Annotated in this window: 15 protein-coding genes; 12 read left to right on the top strand and 3 right to left on the bottom strand. The window is 44.6% G+C overall.

Annotated features, from left to right (window positions below; genetic code table 11):
- Positions 1-34: 34 nt before the first annotated feature.
- From hflK to J8L84_RS07090, 7 genes are all read left to right on the top strand, one after another.
- Complete coding sequence (hflK, locus tag J8L84_RS07120; RefSeq protein WP_211070084.1) at positions 35-1,186, top strand: FtsH protease activity modulator HflK; 1,152 nt, start codon at positions 35-37, stop codon at positions 1,184-1,186.
- Positions 1,187-1,191: 5 nt separating this feature from the next.
- The gene (hflC, locus tag J8L84_RS07115) at positions 1,192-2,073 is read left to right on the top strand and encodes a protease modulator HflC (RefSeq protein ID WP_211070373.1); all 882 of its coding nucleotides are present in this window, start codon (positions 1,192-1,194) and stop codon (positions 2,071-2,073) included.
- A 286-nt stretch (positions 2,074-2,359) separates the two neighbouring features.
- Positions 2,360-3,961, top strand: a complete 1,602-nt coding sequence (locus J8L84_RS07110; protein ID WP_247670631.1) for an AbgT family transporter — start codon at positions 2,360-2,362, stop codon at positions 3,959-3,961.
- A 157-nt stretch (positions 3,962-4,118) separates the two neighbouring features.
- Positions 4,119-5,198, top strand: coding sequence for a ferrochelatase (gene hemH, locus J8L84_RS07105; RefSeq protein WP_211070083.1), 1,080 nt, complete (start codon positions 4,119-4,121; stop codon positions 5,196-5,198).
- A gap of 36 nt (positions 5,199-5,234) precedes the next feature.
- Positions 5,235-5,648: a DUF4112 domain-containing protein gene (locus J8L84_RS07100; protein WP_211070082.1), complete on the top strand. Its 414-nt coding sequence runs from the start codon at positions 5,235-5,237 to the stop codon at positions 5,646-5,648.
- Positions 5,649-5,778: 130 nt separating this feature from the next.
- Positions 5,779-7,419, top strand: coding sequence for an acetolactate synthase large subunit (locus J8L84_RS07095; RefSeq protein ID WP_211070081.1), 1,641 nt, complete (start codon positions 5,779-5,781; stop codon positions 7,417-7,419).
- A 9-nt stretch (positions 7,420-7,428) separates the two neighbouring features.
- A complete protein-coding gene (locus tag J8L84_RS07090; RefSeq protein WP_211070080.1) occupies positions 7,429-8,859 on the top strand; it encodes an aldehyde dehydrogenase family protein in 1,431 nt (476 codons plus the stop codon).
- Between the two features lie 116 nt (positions 8,860-8,975).
- On the opposite strand, the gene J8L84_RS07085 is transcribed toward J8L84_RS07090, so the two are convergent.
- Complete coding sequence (locus J8L84_RS07085) at positions 8,976-9,335, bottom strand: DUF2237 domain-containing protein (RefSeq protein WP_062088469.1); 360 nt, start codon at positions 9,333-9,335, stop codon at positions 8,976-8,978.
- A 168-nt stretch (positions 9,336-9,503) separates the two neighbouring features.
- Between J8L84_RS07085 and ubiG the strand changes: the two genes are divergently transcribed.
- The 5 genes from ubiG (at position 9,504) to J8L84_RS07060 (ending at position 13,965) form a co-directional block, all read left to right on the top strand.
- Positions 9,504-10,313 (top strand): bifunctional 2-polyprenyl-6-hydroxyphenol methylase/3-demethylubiquinol 3-O-methyltransferase UbiG, encoded by an 810-nt coding sequence (gene ubiG / locus J8L84_RS07080; RefSeq protein WP_211070079.1) that lies wholly within the window; start codon positions 9,504-9,506, stop codon positions 10,311-10,313.
- Positions 10,314-10,659: 346 nt separating this feature from the next.
- Entirely contained in the window at positions 10,660-11,571 is a 912-nt protein-coding gene (locus J8L84_RS07075; RefSeq protein ID WP_211070371.1) for a triacylglycerol lipase, read from the top strand.
- A complete protein-coding gene (locus J8L84_RS07070) occupies positions 11,571-12,575 on the top strand; it encodes a lipase chaperone (protein ID WP_211070078.1) in 1,005 nt (334 codons plus the stop codon). Before J8L84_RS07075 ends, J8L84_RS07070 begins: the two co-directional genes overlap by 1 nt.
- Positions 12,576-12,688: 113 nt before the next feature.
- A complete protein-coding gene (locus J8L84_RS07065) occupies positions 12,689-13,306 on the top strand; it encodes a glutathione S-transferase family protein (protein WP_211070077.1) in 618 nt (205 codons plus the stop codon).
- Positions 13,306-13,965 (top strand): glutathione S-transferase N-terminal domain-containing protein, encoded by a 660-nt coding sequence (locus tag J8L84_RS07060; RefSeq protein WP_211070076.1) that lies wholly within the window; start codon positions 13,306-13,308, stop codon positions 13,963-13,965. Before J8L84_RS07065 ends, J8L84_RS07060 begins: the two co-directional genes overlap by 1 nt.
- A gap of 34 nt (positions 13,966-13,999) precedes the next feature.
- Here the strand turns inward: J8L84_RS07060 and J8L84_RS07055 are convergent, their stop codons facing one another.
- Entirely contained in the window at positions 14,000-14,971 is a 972-nt protein-coding gene (locus J8L84_RS07055) for a homocysteine S-methyltransferase family protein (RefSeq protein WP_348771823.1), read from the bottom strand.
- Between the two features lie 32 nt (positions 14,972-15,003).
- A complete protein-coding gene (locus tag J8L84_RS07050; RefSeq protein ID WP_247670630.1) occupies positions 15,004-16,227 on the bottom strand; it encodes an ROK family transcriptional regulator in 1,224 nt (407 codons plus the stop codon).
- Positions 16,228-16,506 lie beyond the last annotated feature (279 nt).

Raw genomic sequence — 16,506 nt, 5'->3', positions numbered from 1 at the left:
TCAAAAATAAAACTGTAATCTATGGAGTATCAGCATGGCTTGGAATGAGCCGGGTGGCAATAATAACGACCCGTGGAAAAATCGCGGCGGACGTGATCAAGGTCCCCCCGATTTAGATGATGTATTCAAGAACTTATTCGGTAAGTTCGGAAAGTCTGGCGGCGGTAGCGGTGGCTCAGGTAAGAGTTTGGGCGGTATCGGTGCTGGTATTTTAATTGGCTTGGTTGTGATCATTTGGGCAGTAAGCGGTTTTTACACCATTCGTGAAGCTGAGCGAGGCGTAGTATTACGTTTCGGTGAGTATGCTAAGCAAGTTGAACCTGGATTACGTTGGGCACCAACGTTTATCGACAGAGTTATTCCTGTGGATGTGCAATCTATACGCGACCAATCTTCGTCAGGCTCTATGCTAACGGAAGACGAGAACGTGGTTAGCGTACAGATGGAAATGCAATTCCGTGTTGTAGACCCATACCGCTGGACGTTTGCTGTTGAAAGCCCAGAAACGAGCTTAAGCCAGTCTTTAGACAGTGCAATCCGCTATGTAGTAGGTCATTCAACCATGGATGATGTACTTACTGATGGGCGTGAAGTGGCTCGCCAACGCGTTTGGGAAGAGCTTCAAGCTATTATTGAACCGTACAATATGGGAGTGTCGATTATCGACATGAACTTCCGTGATGCACGCCCACCTGAGCAAGTGAAAGATGCATTTGATGATGCAATTTCAGCCCAGGAAGATGAACAGCGTTTTATTCGAGAAGCCGAAGCCTATGCACGTGAGATTGAACCTCGTGCCCGTGGTCAAGTTAATCGTATGAACGAAGAAGCACAGGCTTATAAAGAGCGTGTAACCCTTGAAGCGCAAGGTGAAGTTGCTCGCTTTGAAGAGTTGCTACCTCAATACGAGAGAGCACCTGTAGTAACACGCGAACGTATTTACATCGAAACAATGGAAGAGGTATTAGGCAATACCAGTAAAATCCTTGTGGACAGTAAAGGTGGAAATAACATGATGTATCTTCCTTTAGATAAAATCATGGAGCGCCAACAAGGCAGTTCAACACCTCGCTCACGCAGTACGTTAGAAGGGTTACAAATGCCAGTGGCTGACGAAGGCCAAAACAGCCGCAATTCATCATCCACCTCAGGTGTGCGTGGTGACAGCTACAGAGAGGGGAGATAATCATGATGAAGAATTTAGCGATTGCAGTATTAGTACTTCTTGCGGTTCTTGCCTCAGGCTCTCTATTTGTAGTGACTGAAGGCGAACGTGCCATCGTTATTCAATTTGGTAAGGTTCAACGAGATGATGCCACAGGCGATACAAAAGTATTCGAACCTGGTCTTCACTTCAAATTGCCATTCATTGATTCCGTTCGTCACCTAGACGCACGTGTACAAACGTTGGATGATACACCTGACCGTTTCGTTACCAGTGAAAAGAAAGACTTAATTGTTGATTCATACGTAAAATGGCGCATTGACGACTTCGCTCGTTATTACCTTTCAACCGGTGGTAACAAGCTACAAGCCGAAGCACTATTGAAGCAAAAAGTGAATAACGGATTACGTTCTGAATTTGGTACTCGTACTATTGCACAGATTGTATCTGGTGAGCGTTCAGCATTAATGAACCAAGCAATGGAGCAGGCTTCAACGTCTTCTGATGAGCTTGGTATCGAAATTGTTGATGTACGTGTTAAGCAAATCAACCTACCTACGGAAGTGAGTAACTCAATCTTCCAACGTATGCGTGCTGAGCGTGCTGCAGTAGCAAGAGAACACCGTTCAGAAGGTCAAGAGCAGGCTGAGGTTATCCGCGCTGATATAGACGCAAAGGTAACGGTAATGCTCGCTGATGCTGAACGTAATGCTCGTCAGCTTAAAGGTGAAGGTGATGCCTTAGCAGCAGAAATCTATGCAGATGTTTATTCTAAAAATGCTGATTTTTATAGCTTCCTAAGAAGTATGGATGCGTATAAAGCTAGCTTCAATAATAAGCAAGATGTGATGGTGATTGCGCCAGATAGCGACTTTTTCCGCTACATGAACGCATCTAAAGGTAATTAATACCTAACATCGGTTCTTGTTAAAAAGCCAGTCTTTAGACTGGCTTTTTTGTGCCTGCTGTAAACCACCTAATTAGCTGAAAGTGAAAAGCTTTACTGAATATTTGCTGCGTTTTGCGAACACTTTAAATTGTCCAATTTGCCCACCTACTGCCCAAATTGCTCAAAATACGTTAAAATAGACGAGCATTTATTATTATAAAACGCAGCATTATTAAACTGCACGGCAGATATCCCTGCTACTTAGTTGGTAATGACTGGGTAATAAAAACGACAGAGGGAATGTTTTGATTCCGGAAAATACAAAAAATAAATCTGCCCAAAATCAGGGCGGACAGGGTGGTTTATTCTCCCGATTCCTCGCTACTGTGGAATTTCTTGGGAACTTACTGCCACACCCCGTTACTTTATTCGCCATGCTGGCCTGCTTTATTGTGGTGTTAAGCGGTATTCTTGGCTATTTCGATTTAGCCGTAGTCGACCCTCGTCCTGAAGGTGCGAAAGGTCGCGAAGCTGATGGCATGATAGAAGTCATTTCATTAATGAGTGCGGAAGGCTTACAGCGCATTGTTACTGGCCTGGTCACTAACTTTACCGGCTTTGCTCCTTTAGGTACTGTATTGGTTGCATTGCTTGGTGTATCAGTTGCTGAGCACTCTGGCTTGTTGTCGGCCACGATGCGCTCATTAGTGATGAATGCTTCAAAGCGTACGGTTACTTTTGCCGTCGTGTTTGCAGGTATTATCTCAAATACCGCCTCAGAGCTTGGCTATGTAGTGTTAATACCACTAGCCGCTATGATATTTCATTCGTTAGGTCGCCACCCTCTCGCGGGTCTCGCAGCCGCCTTTGCCGGTGTATCAGCAGGCTACAGTGCAAACTTGTTGCTTGGTACGGTAGACCCTTTGCTTTCAGGCATTACCGAAGCAGCGGCTCACATGATTGACCCTGATTATGTGGTAGGCCCAGAAGTTAACTGGTATTTCATGTTTATCAGTACCTTTGTAGTAGCCACTATGGGTGCCCTGGTGACTGAGAAGGTGGTAGAGCCTCGACTAGGCAAATTTGACGAATCAGAAGCTTCTGTAGATTTAAGTAAGCAATCAATGGATGCGCCTTCGGATATTGAAAAGAAAGGACTTCGTTGGGCTGGCATCGCTTTTGTCGTGGTATGCGGTATTTTAGCGCTCACCATTGTGCCTGAAAACGGTATTTTGCGTCACCCAGAGACCGGTGCGGTAGCGGGTTCGCCTTTCCTAAAAGGAATTGTTGCCTTTATCTTTGTTTCTTTTGCTGTACCTGGTTTTGTTTATGGCCGTATTACAGGGTCGATGAAAAATGACCGTGACGTGATTGATGCTATGGCAAAAAGCATGGGCGCAATGGGGCTTTATATTACATTGGTCTTCTTTGCTGCACAGTTTGTGGCTTTCTTTAAATGGACGAATTTAGGCACAGTATTAGCCGTTAAAGGCGCTGCGCTTTTACAAGCGGCTGGCCTAGATGGCCCGTCGGTGTTTATCTTATTCATCTTAATGTGTGGTGTGGTTAACTTATCGTTAGGCAGTGCCTCGGCGCAGTGGGCGGTAACCGCGCCTATTTTTGTGCCTATGCTAATGTTGATTGGTTATTCACCTGAGGTTATTCAGGCGGCATATCGTATTGGAGATTCAGTCACCAATGTTATTGCGCCCATGATGAGCTACTTCGGTCTTATTTTAGCGATGGCTGCACGGTACAAAAAAGATCTCGGTATGGGCACCTTGATTGCAATGATGCTGCCCTATTCCATGGTGTTTATCGTGGGTTGGACCATACTGTTTTATCTTTGGGTCTTTGTATTAGGCATGCCTGTAGGGCCTGGTGCAGCAACCTACTATCAGCCTTAACTGGTTGAAAATATTAAGACTAAAAAGGTGGCTAAGGCCGCCTTTTTTAATCGCTAAATTTAATTGCATCAATCGTGGTAAATTTGTGGTCTATTCACCCAAAATTGCCGTAAATTCAGTATACTAGTTATATTGTTTTTTCAGTGCGGAATATTTGATGAAGTTCAAAAGCAATCAGGGTTTTACTCACAGTCAGTCAGACAAAATAGGCGTGTTGGTTACCAATTTAGGTACACCCGAAAGCCCAACCGCGGCGGCCCTGCGCCCCTATCTAAAAGAGTTTCTTTCAGACCCGCGGGTAGTAGAAATACCTCGTGCGCTTTGGTGGTTCATTTTAAACCTCATTATATTAAATACTCGTCCTAAGCGTTCGGCTGAAGCATATAAAACCGTTTGGACAGAAGAAGGCTCACCGTTGCTTACTATTACCAAAGCCCAAGCAACAGCAATAGCGGCACGCTGTAAAGCAGAGTACGGCGACGATGTTGTGGTTGATTTTGCTATGCGTTACGGTAACCCTGCTATTAGCGACACTATTGAACGTATGTTGTCGCAAGGCGTAAGAAAGTTAGTGGTATTGCCTTTGTATCCGCAATATAGCGCCTCTACTACAGCGTCTACCTTTGATGCCATTGCGAAAGACTTTACCAAACGCCGCTGGTTACCGGAACTTCGCTTCGTGAACCATTACAACGACAGGCCTGATTACATTAAGGCGCTGGCGAATAAAGTACGGGCATACTGGGAAGAACACGGTAAAGCCGATAAGCTTATTCTTTCTTATCATGGTATTCCTAAGCGCTACTTATTAAATGGCGACCCGTATCACTGTGAATGTCATAAAACATCGCGTTTGTTGGCCGAAGAACTCGGGCTAACTCATGAGGAGTACATGACCACCTTCCAGTCTCGTTTTGGTAAAGCGGAGTGGTTGAAGCCTTACACTGATGAAACAATGAAGTCTTTGCCTGGCAGTGGGGTAAAGTCAATTCAAGTCATGTGCCCTGGTTTTTCTGCAGACTGCTTAGAAACGATTGAAGAAATTGGTGAAGAAAACCGTGAATACTTCATGGAAGCGGGTGGTGAAAAGTACGAATACATTCCTGCATTAAACAGCGACGAAGAACACATTGATATGTTGTTTGATTTAGTTAAAGAGAATTTGCACGGTTGGACTGCGACTAAAGATACTGCATTACGAGCTGGTTTAGCTCGCGCGTTAGGCGCTGACAAATAGCCAGTAATTGTTTTTACGTTAATAAGGTAGCTAAACATGGATAGTAAAGCCCCAAAGGCACTGTTAAAAGCACAAAAGTTAGCAAATTTACTTGATACCGCTGTTAAGTTACCGATTATTCCCATTCGGATAGGTCTCGACTCAATTGTTGGCCTTATTCCGGGTGCGGGTGATGCGCTAATGCTGCTCGTTTCTCTACGTATCGTGTGGTTGGGGAAATCATTGGGAATGCCCAGTGCGTTGGTAGCTCAAATGGTAAAGAACTCCGCTATCGATTTTGGCTTAGGCTTTGTTCCCTTCATTGGCGACATCGTTGATGTATTTTATAAAGCGAACCAAAAGAACGTACGCTTAATGGAAAAGTGGTGGATCAGCGAAAATAAAGCCGATGTAGATGCCGAAACTCAGAAAAAGCTAGCAGAATGGGAAGAGAAACTAGAGCGCCAGTAAGCGTTCACATTTAGGTGTTTTGGATAGTTTCACAAAACCACATTAATCGTAATCTATACTCTTTGCGTAGCAACCTTTACTGATACGCGGTTGCCGCGTAAAAATTAATGGAAAATGGAGTGTAGGATTAATGAAAGCGTCTGACCTTTTCGTAAAAGCGTTGGAAGCTGAAGGTGTAGAATACATCTTTGGCATTCCTGGCGAAGAAAACCTCGACTTGCTTGAGTCGTTAAGAACCTCCTCAATTAAACTCGTACTTACCCGCCATGAACAAGGCGCGGGTTTCATGGCCGCGACTTACGGTAGATTAACCGGTAAAGTTGGCGTGTGCTTATCTACCCTCGGTCCAGGTGCGACCAATCTTGTTACCCCAGCGGCGTATGCACAACTAGGTGCTATGCCCATGTTAATGATCACAGGGCAAAAGCCCATTAAAACCAGTAAACAAGGCCGGTTTCAAGTTATCGATATTGTCGATATGATGCGTCCCATTACTAAATTTACCACGCAAGTGGTGAGCGGCGATCGCATTCCCTCTGTCGTTCGCGAAGCATTTCGATTAGCCTCTGAAGAACGCCCCGGTGCTGTGCACATAGAGCTTCCTGAAGATATTGCCGATGAGCATACGTCTGTACCCTTATTAACCCCTAGTACGTCAAGGCGACCTATTGCTGAATACAAAGCTATATCAGCGGCTATTTCGATGATAGAAGAAGCTACCTCCCCATTATTGTTAATAGGAGCAGGTGCAAATCGTAAGCTAACCGCCAAAATGCTGCGGGAATTTGTGGATAAAACCTGTATCCCGTTTGTGACTACACAGATGGGTAAAGGGGTGCTAAACGAAAGCGATCCTAGGTTTGCGGGCAATACAGCTTTATCAGATAACGACTTTGTGCACAGAGCGATAGAAAGAGCCGACCTTATTATTAATGTTGGGCACGATGTCGTAGAGAAGCCGCCGTTCTTTATGCATAACGACGGTAAGAAAGTCATCCATATGAACTTTGAGTCAGCCGCTGTTGACCCAGTGTATTTTCCACAGCTAGAGGTGGTGGGGGACATTGCCAATAGTATCTGGCAAATAAAAGAAGGCATTACGCCGCAAGATGATTGGAAACTCGATTTCTATAAAGACGTACACGATGCCTATGAAAAACACAGAGCGGAAGCAGAAAACGATAATCGATTCCCCATTCTGCCTGAGCGCTTTGTGCGTGACATCAGGAAGGTCATGCCAGATGATGGCATAGTGACGCTTGATAATGGCGTATACAAAATTTGGTTTGCTCGTAATTATCCTGCTTACCACCCCAATACATTGCTATTAGATAACGCATTAGCGTCAATGGGGGCTGGTTTACCCTCGGCAATAGCTGCAAAGTTGGTGAAGCCTGATGTGCCTGTTATGAGTGTTTGCGGCGACGGCGGGTTTATGATGAATAGCCAAGAAATTGAAACTGCGGTTCGTCTGAAACTCGACCTTATTGTGATCATACTGCGGGATGATGCGTACGGAATGATTAAGTGGAAACAAGCCAATATGCAGTTTGATGAGTTCGGTTTGGATTACGGTAATCCGGATTTTGTGAAATACGCAAAAAGCTACGGTGCCCATGGCTGGCGCGTAGACAGTACCGAATTACTAATTCCTATGGTGGAAAGCTGTTTAAACACACCGGGGGTGCATGTGATTGATTGCCCTGTTGACTACAGCATGAACGATAAAACACTGAACCATACGATTGCCGAATTAAGCGCGAAATTATAAGGAGTGATCATGTTAAAAGACAGCTATCCCTATTACCTTGCAAGCGAACCTTGTTTTGCTAATACCGATTTAGACGTTACCAATAAATACACAGGCGAAGTGGCTACAAAAGTGGCGTTGGCCGACGCTGAAGTGATTGATAAAGCCATAGCCGCTGCCGAAAAAGCACAGCCTGCGATGACTGCGCTGGCTCCGTACGAGCGCCAAGCAATTCTAGAGCATTGCGTTAAGCGCTTTACTGAACGCGAGGAAGAACTAGGTAAAGCCCTTTGTATTGAAGCGGGTAAGCCTATTAAAGATGCCAAAGGCGAAGTAGGCCGGTTAATCGACACCTTCAAAATTGCGGCTGAAGAATCGGTAAGAATTAATGGTGAAGTGGTTAATTTAGAAATCTCCGCCCGTGCCAAAGGTTATCAGGGCATGACGAAGAAAGTGCCTATCGGCCCTTGCTCGTTTATCTCTCCGTTCAACTTTCCGTTAAACCTAGCCGCGCACAAAGTTGCGCCAGCTATCGCGGCAGGATGTACTTTTGTGCTTAAGCCTGCTTCTCGTACACCTATTGGTGCGTTGATTATTGGCGAAGTGTTAGCGGAATGTGAGTTGATGCCCAAAGGCGCATTTTCAATTCTTCCTTGTAGTCGCGACGGCGCTGATTTATTTACCACCGACGAGCGATTAAAGCTACTTAGCTTTACCGGTTCACCTGATGTGGGCTGGGCGCTAAAAGCTAAAGCGGGTAAAAAGCCTGTGGTATTAGAGCTTGGCGGTAATGCCGCTTGTGTGGTGGATGAAGATGCCGATATTAGTGATGCCATCGACCGTATTATTGTCGGCGCGTATTATCAGTCGGGCCAAAGCTGTATTTCAGTGCAGCGCTTATTAGTGCACTCGTCAATTTATGATGATTTCAAATCTCGCTATGTAGAGCGGGTCGAAGCTTTGGTGTCTGGCGATCCTAGCGATGAAGATACTTTCATTGGCCCTATGATTTCTAAGGGCGAGGCTAAGCGTTTAGAAGGCTGGATTAAAAACGCTAAAGAAGCTGGCGCTAGCGTGCTATGCGGCGGTGAAAGAGATGGTGCCATGCTACAGGCTACCGTAATGGAAAACGTGCCGAAAGATTGTGACGCTAGCGCCGAAGAAGCTTTCGGGCCGTTATCTATATTGCAGCCGTTTGACGATTACGATAGTGCGTTAGATGAGGTAAACAACAGTCGCTATGGGCTACAGGCGGGTATCTTTACGCGTGATATCTACAAAGCACACAAAGCATGGAATGTGCTTGAGGTGGGCGGAGTAGTCATAGGTGATGTACCCAGCTGGCGTGTAGATAATATGCCTTATGGCGGTGTAAAAGACTCAGGACTTGGCCGCGAAGGTATTCGCTATGCCATAGAAGATATGACAGAAACACGGCTTATGGTTATTCGAACGCCCTAGGAAGTAGAGTAACTAAAACGCGTATAAGGTAACGAAGGTGAAAAAGCCTTAAAAGCCTAACGAACCAAAATCAACCGTAATAAAGCGGGTGCTTCTAACAGAAGTCACCCGCTTTTTTAATCTGCTGCAAAAGCTTCAAGGGTAGCCAAGGGAATAATATCAAGGGCTCGTTCATGAGTAGCTTCTAATCGCACTTTTGGCGCAACACCTGCTTCGTAAGCCTGTAACCATCTGGCGGCGCACAAGCACCATCTATCACCGGCAAGTAAACCAGCAAAGTCCATACTGGGCCAAGGCGTGATCAAGTCATTACCTTGGCGTAAGGAAAATTGTAGAAACTCATCGGAGACTACTGCACACACACTGTGGTTACCCACATCTGCATCGGGCACATAGCAAAAGCCTTCTCGGGTGTAGCCAGTGTTACCACAACACAGTTGAAGTGGTCTTCCATAGACATTTTTAGCATTAGCCAAAACGAATACCTCTTTTTGCGCGTATAAGCATTGATTGTATACCTATTTCTCATAAAACTCAGGCATCTGCTAGCCGTTGGCTACACAATATCCTAGGTGTTTTAATTACGGGGACCTAGCGTAGATAGATTTGAATAAATTACCTATTTTTTAAACTGGTGTTAGTGCATGTTAGATAAAAGCCGAAAATCAGCGCCCATTAATTTTTCTCAGCAGGAAATTGACCGCTTTGATGCGCTAGCAGAAAGCTGGTGGGATCCCAATGGCAATTATAAAACCGCGTTAGATTTTAATCGTGCACGGCTATCTGTGATTGAGTCTCAAATAACCAGTCACTTTTTGAAAAGTGAGCAAACCCAGGGCTTTCCTCAAAATGCGTCTACGGCAAATTCCCTAACGAATGCCACTGATAAAACCAAGCCTTTTACGGGGCTTTCAATTGTAGATATCGGTTGTGGTGGTGGGCTTATTAGTGAGCCGCTTGCGTTGAAGGGGGCGGATGTTACAGGTATAGATGCAAGTGCCATGAGTATTGAGGTGGCGAAGCGGCATGCGAATCTAAGCAATGTGAAGGTTAACTACATACACGGCCTTTCATCTGACTTGGTAAGCCAAGGCCGTCAATTTGACATCGTCATTAATGCAGAAGTTGTTGAGCATGTACCTGATCAAGCGCAGCTAATAAAAGAGTGTGCAAGTTTAGTGAAGCCAAGTGGTTTATTGGTGCTAGCCACGTTAAATAGAACCATTAAAAGTTTTGTTATTGCGATTGTAGGCGCAGAATATGTCATGCGATATTTACCCGTTGGTACTCACGATTGGCAAAAATTTGTTAAACCCACTGAGCTAAATCAATGGGTAGGTGAAGGGTTTACGCTTGATCATGAGACTGGCATGGCACTAAATCCATTCACTAAGGTATGGAAGCTTACACCCAGCTTAAGCGTAAATTACCTTCAGGTTTACCATCGTGCGTGATAAAGCCACATAGTCAGTGCATATTACTTTCGTTCGCTAACAGTAGTTAACATTTACCCGGGCTATAAACTCTCGCTATTTTCTTTATTCGCCTATTAAATAGTATGAGGGTTTATACCCAGTTTTTACGCTAGTCTTCTGAATATAAAGCATTTTACGTTTTCTTATCCTTCATAACCGTATTTTTAGCTATTACCTCTAGTCAATTTTATAAAAGACCACTCTCTTATTTATCTTGTTATTTACATTGAATTAACATAAAAGTAACTCAGGTCTGGCCTCAGACCACTAATGTTGATAATTCAAGGAACATGCAATGAAACTAAGAACGAAAATAACAACGCTCATGCTGTTTTTGCTTGTCGCAGTATTACCTTCTCAATCGTGGGCTGGTAACTACGCTAAAACACAATACCCAATTGTACTGGTTCACGGTCTCTTTGGTTTTGATGACATTTTGTTTGTAGATTACTTTTACAAAGTGCCTCAAAAACTATCTCGAAACGGCGCGGTGGTTTATATCGCAGAAGTGTCCCCTTCTAATTCTACCGAAGTGAGAGGAGAGCAGTTACTTAACTATATTGATGAGGTACTTGCACTTTCTGGCGCCGAAAAAGTCAATCTTATTGGCCATAGCCATGGCGGACCAACGGCAAGGTATGCCGCAAGTGTAGCGCCCAGTAAAGTGGCTTCGGTTACCTCCGTAGCCGGAGTTAACTGGGGGAGCGCTGTGGCAGACGTATTAAAAAGTGGCCTTACGGAAGGGTCTGTTCAAGAAGGTACAGTGGGGCTAATCACTAACGCTTTTGCTAATCTTATCGAACTTGCATCAGGTTCAGATCCTCGAGATAAACCCACAGATTCTGTAGCTGCACTAACCTCGCTATCAACCGCTGGTTCAATTGCGTTCAACGCTCGCTACCCCGAAGGCATGCCCTCGGCCTACTGTCGAAATGACGGTAAAAAATTAGGCGAGAATGGCGTGTACTACTATTCCTGGAGTGGTGGCAGAACTTATACAAACGCGCTGGACGTGGTCGACCCTTTTCTTGCCATTACAGGCTTGGCATTTGGTGAAACCAATGATGGGTTAGTGTCTTCATGTAGTTCTCATTTAGGTAAAGTACTAAAAGATAACTATAAGATGAATCACCTTGATGAAGTCAACCAAAGCTTTGGTATCACCCATTGGTTTGAAACCAACCCAGTAGATGTCTTTGTCGACCAAGCAAACCGCTTAAAAAGCCTAGGTTTATAATGAGCCGGTGGGTATTAATAGGAGGGGGCGCTGCCCTCTTTTTTGTCGTTGTTATTTTAATTAGCAAGCGTCATCACATCGACGATGAAGAGGCACATAAAAATCGTCAAGCTACAACGGCAGTATTAACCCGTAAAGACTTAAAAGCAGCTGAACTTAAAAAAGCGATTCAGCCAGTAAAAAAGGTAAATTCCCACGCGTCAGCTCTACCAGTATTTACCTTATATTTTGGCGTAAAAGACAGTTTCGATCGCTTTATTTTTGCTAATGAAGGCGCTTCAGATAGCGAAGTGACGGCACTATTTAGTATGAATGCTAAAAGTATGTATGAGGCTAAGTCGGCCATGTACGCCGCTGATGTATTCACCCGATATGTTGAATATAAAGTGGCATTGGCAGATACCGATGCCGAAATCGACAAGGTGCTGACAGTATCTAGCGAGAGCACCATGACTGATGTTACCTATGCTGGCATTTCATTAAGTGACGTTGAACAAAAACTAGCAACGAGAGATACGCTGCGTCTTAACTACTTTTCCCAACAAGAATATGAGTACTTGTTTTCTGCTGATGCGGCCATTGACGCAAGAGCACTTGCTCGCCTTGCTATTGCTCAAGATCGCGACCTCTCAAGGGAGCAAAAACGCAATGAGATATTTGGTCAATTAAATGCACTAAATGAGCAGGAAAAAGCGGCGTTTCAACCTACCCTAGATATGGAAAAAATTAACCAAATTAAACAAAAATATGTAGATTTCGAGTCTCGATACCACGCTATTGCCGCTGAATTTGGCCATCAGGTAGCCGAGCGATTCTCTGCATTATGGGAGACGCAAGCACGATGGCAACAACGAGTTGATGCCTACCGAGACTATCAAGAATACGTGAGCGCTAGTGCAATGAAAGCGCAAGCACAGCAAGACGCCTTAACGACTTACAGGCAAACCCACTTTTCAAATACCGAACAAAAGCGCCTGAGAGTATTAGTAGATGTAAATCTGTGAACAGGTATAACCATTCAACCTTTTAATAGTTGTACCCCAACGGAATATGATTTGAACCCATGGGCAAGCAGCACTAGTCTGACTGTTAACATTCCAACGATACGATATTACCTATGAAAATTTACGAGACCAAAACAGCGCCTAATCCTCGCCGTGTTCGCATGTTCCTTGCTGAAAAGGGGATAGATAAATCACAAGTAGAGTATGTACAAGTAGACATTCAAAAGGGTGAAAATTTAAGCGCTGAAATGCGCGCTAAAAACCCGCTAGGTAAAATTCCTATTTTGGAGTTGGATGACGGTACCTGTATTGCTGAAACCGACGCTATTTGTACTTACTTTGAAGCCATTCATCCTGAGCCTTCATTGCTAGGCTCTACGCCTATTGAGAAAGCCACCATCGCTATGTGGCAGAGACAAGTAGAAATGGCGTTGATGTTACAAGTAGGCATGTGTTTCCAACACACCACCGGGTACTTTAAAGACAGAATGGTGCCTGTGCCGGAATACGGTAAAGAAGCCGGTATCAATGCATCAAAATATTTTAATATTCTCGAACGCCGACTTGAATTACATGAGTTTATAGCGGGAGATACCTTCTCTATTGCGGATATTACTGCTCTATGTGCCATTGATTTTGCACGGGTGGTGGATATTCGAATTAAAGACGAACAAACCAACCTTCAGCGTTGGTACGACAACGTTAGTAGCAGAGCGAGTGCAAAAGCCTAATGATAGATTTATACACCGCAGCAACACCCAATGGCTGGAAAGCGTCAGTCGCATTAGAAGAAATGGAACTCGACTATACCGTGCACGCGGTAAACTTAATGAAAGGAGAGCAAAAAACTGCTGAGTTCCTCGCCATGAACCCGAATGGCAGAATTCCCGTTATTGTGGACAAAAGCGAAGGCGACCATGTGGTTTTCGAATCTGGCGCCATCATGCTTTATTTAGCTGAAAAGACAGGTAAGTTTTTACCCACAGACGCCAAAGGCAGAAGCCAAGTGATGCAATGGGTTATGTTTCAAATGGGGGGTATTGGGCCAATGATGGGGCAGGCGAATGTGTTCCATCGCTATTTAGAAGAAAAAATCCCCATTGCTATCGACCGTTATCAAAATGAAGTACGCCGATTGTTTACGGTGCTAGATGGGCGGTTAGAAGATAACGAATATTTAGCCGGTGATTACAGCATTGCCGACATGGCAAACTGGTGCTGGGTGCGTACCTATGAATGGTCAGGTGTTAGCATTGAAGGGCTAGATAATTTAACTCGCTGGAAAAACAGTATCGAGGCACGCCCTGCGGCGCGCCGTGGTGTTGAAGTACCCAATAAAATCGATAAAGAAGCGTTAATAAAAGGCGCTAAAAACGTGGTTACTCGATAATACGTCACCCGATAATACGTTACCCGATAACACGTTACTCTAATGCGTTAACGAATCCCTGCGCCAATGCTTTTATGTGCGCAGGGCCTATACCGCAACACCCGCCTACAATTGAAGCGCCAGCGTTCACCCACGTTTTCGCGTACGCTAAGTATTTTTCAGGGGTGACATCTTCACGCAACGTAGAGAGCATTTCATTAGCATCATGCTTTCTAACATGCTCTGAAAAACTATTCGCATAAACGCCAATAGGAATATGGGCATTGTGGCAGTGTGTAAACGCAATGGCTGATTCCATCTCTTCAGGCTGCGAGCAGTTAAACAACACGGCATCTAGGTTATCTAGCGTGGGCAATATCGCATTCAGTGGCTCACTAGAACGCAAGGTCACAGGGGTTGCAAAGTCATGACGATTACTGAGCGAGTAAGAAAGCCAAATTGGTTTAGATGAGTGCTGTTTTATTAAGGAGGTTACTGCAATAGCTTCTTCTACCGAAGATACGGTTTCTACAAGCCAAAAGTCGATGTAGGGCGCTTGTGCTTCAATCAATGGTAATAAAACTGAAGAGACTTGCTCGGCACAAAATAGTTCAGGTTTGTAAGAGCCAAACGCCGGAGGAATGCAGCCTGCAACTGACACATCACTCTTTTTTGCCACAGTACTGGCAATACTGGCCGCGCGTTCGGCAAGCAAGAATGCTTGCTCATCAAACTGTTTTTGTCCTATATGAAAAGGCACCAATGCGTAGGTGTTTGTGGTAATGATTTTTGCACCCGCATCCACAAAGTTTTGGTGTACTTGAGCTACTAATTCAGGGGCTTCCATTAATGAAAGAGCCGACCATTCAGGTTGCCTAAAGGGAGCCCCAACGCTTTCTAATTCTCGGCCTAATCCCCCATCAAGAATTAAAACGTTTGACGATGGGTTTGTTGAATGAGGCCCTTTAGAATGAGCCCCGGCTAACGGAGCGCTTGTGGCCTTGCCTGTAAGTGAAGTTGTAACCACGTTACCCCTGTTTTTCGTTTAACGTATATAAGCTAATAGTAGTTCGCGATAAGCGACAAGTTTGCACTGCCAATAGACTGCGCTTTACTCCCTACGTTACCTGCACTAATACTACCTTGAGAAACGCCTCGAAGATCAGCATCTTTCAATGCATTTTTCACGCAGGTAACCAATTCTTGTTTTATATTCTGAGGCATGGCCCCATCGATGATAATGCCATCGAGGTCGAGCATGCTAAATGCGCAGTGTGTGGCAAAGGCAATCCCCTGGGCTGCCTGTTCCATCCACACTTGAACGATGCGCATAAATTCTGGATTGGTTTTTAAGCCAGACCAATGTTCCGGTGCCTCATACAATTTATTGCCATCAAGCCCCGCGTTATTCAGCTGCTTTTCTAGCAGGTATAGCGATGATTGGGTGATGAGTTGTTGCTGTTGGCTTTGGGCGTTAGATAAGAAAGGCAAGGAACCAATTGCGCCAGCATTACCCGATTTTCCTGTAAATAACTGATTGTTAATAACCAAGCCACCGCCAAGAAAAGTGCCTACAAAAACATAGAGAAAATGGTTGAATCGATGGGGATTACCGAAGGCCATTTCTGCACTACACGCCGCTGTTGCATCGTTACTCACGTAAATGGGTAAGTCTAGAAGTTCAAATAACTCAGCCTGAATATCAAGGCTTTTCCATGCCTCTAACGCGTCACTAGGTGCGCCGGCTTCTTCTGCCCAGCTCCAAATTTCAAATGGCATAGCAATGCCTAATCCGCGAATGCGCGTTCGTTGTTCGTTACTGAGTTGTTGCGTTAGAACCGATACGCCGCGCTGGGTAAATGACAATAAATGATCGACGGTGGGGTAGGCTATTTTTTCGTGAAGCGAAGCTTTCACATTGCCAGCCAAATCTAGCAAGGTCATATCAAAACTACGGCGACCAATTTTCAACCCCAATCCAAAGGCACCCTCTGCATTTAATCCAAAAGGTACTTTAGGTTGCCCCACCCCCCCGCGAACTGGTGGTAGCCGCTTAACAAGGGCGTCTGACTCTAGTTTTTTGATAATAACCGTTGCCGACTGAGCAGATAAGCCCGTGCGTTGAGCGATCTCTGCTTTTGGAATAGCGCCTTCATGACGAATGAGTGTGAGTATATCCCGTTCATTTTGAGTACGGTTGTCTAGTGGGTCAGTTGCACGGTGGTGCATATCTCTTTCTAATGCGCTTTCTGATGAACCCGTGTGCTCATGGGATTTTGTCATTTACAGTGTACCTGAATCATTATGAATTGAATGTTATAACAAACTGCATCAATAAGTCATGGATAGATATTAATTCAATATCGATAACATAATTCACCGAAGCGAGTTTTTCTCTACCAATCAAGCCGATAGATTACGCATTCATCACCGGTAATGTCAAAGTGATAAAATAATAAATCAACAAGGTTGATTTATATTTGAAGCTAGTTAATACTATGCCCCAATTAATTAACTATAATTTAACGTGCCCGTTGGAATGCCCTTCGGCTACGCTTATTA

It is taken from the genome of Alteromonas sp. MMG017 (genome assembly GCF_018100795.1).
Lineage (GTDB): Bacteria > Pseudomonadota > Gammaproteobacteria > Enterobacterales > Alteromonadaceae > Alteromonas.
Note: the sequence above shows the minus strand (reverse complement) of the source record. Positions and strands in the feature narration are given on the sequence as shown.

Bases quoted from the DNA above. Each gene is read 5' to 3' on its own strand.
- hflK (WP_211070084.1), top strand. From the start codon at position 35: ATGGCTTGGAATGAGCCGGGTGGCAATAATAACGACCCGTGGAAAAAT.
- hflC (WP_211070373.1), top strand. From the start codon at position 1,192: ATGAAGAATTTAGCGATTGCAGTATTAGTACTTCTTGCGGTTCTTGCC.
- hemH (WP_211070083.1), top strand. From the start codon at position 4,119: ATGAAGTTCAAAAGCAATCAGGGTTTTACTCACAGTCAGTCAGACAAA.
- J8L84_RS07100 (WP_211070082.1), top strand. From the start codon at position 5,235: ATGGATAGTAAAGCCCCAAAGGCACTGTTAAAAGCACAAAAGTTAGCA.
- J8L84_RS07095 (WP_211070081.1), top strand. From the start codon at position 5,779: ATGAAAGCGTCTGACCTTTTCGTAAAAGCGTTGGAAGCTGAAGGTGTA.
- J8L84_RS07090 (WP_211070080.1), top strand. From the start codon at position 7,429: ATGTTAAAAGACAGCTATCCCTATTACCTTGCAAGCGAACCTTGTTTT.
- ubiG (WP_211070079.1), top strand. From the start codon at position 9,504: ATGTTAGATAAAAGCCGAAAATCAGCGCCCATTAATTTTTCTCAGCAG.
- J8L84_RS07075 (WP_211070371.1), top strand. From the start codon at position 10,660: ATGCTGTTTTTGCTTGTCGCAGTATTACCTTCTCAATCGTGGGCTGGT.
- J8L84_RS07070 (WP_211070078.1), top strand. From the start codon at position 11,571: ATGAGCCGGTGGGTATTAATAGGAGGGGGCGCTGCCCTCTTTTTTGTC.
- J8L84_RS07065 (WP_211070077.1), top strand. From the start codon at position 12,689: ATGAAAATTTACGAGACCAAAACAGCGCCTAATCCTCGCCGTGTTCGC.
- J8L84_RS07060 (WP_211070076.1), top strand. From the start codon at position 13,306: ATGATAGATTTATACACCGCAGCAACACCCAATGGCTGGAAAGCGTCA.
- J8L84_RS07050 (WP_247670630.1), bottom strand. From the start codon at position 16,227: ATGACAAAATCCCATGAGCACACGGGTTCATCAGAAAGCGCATTAGAA.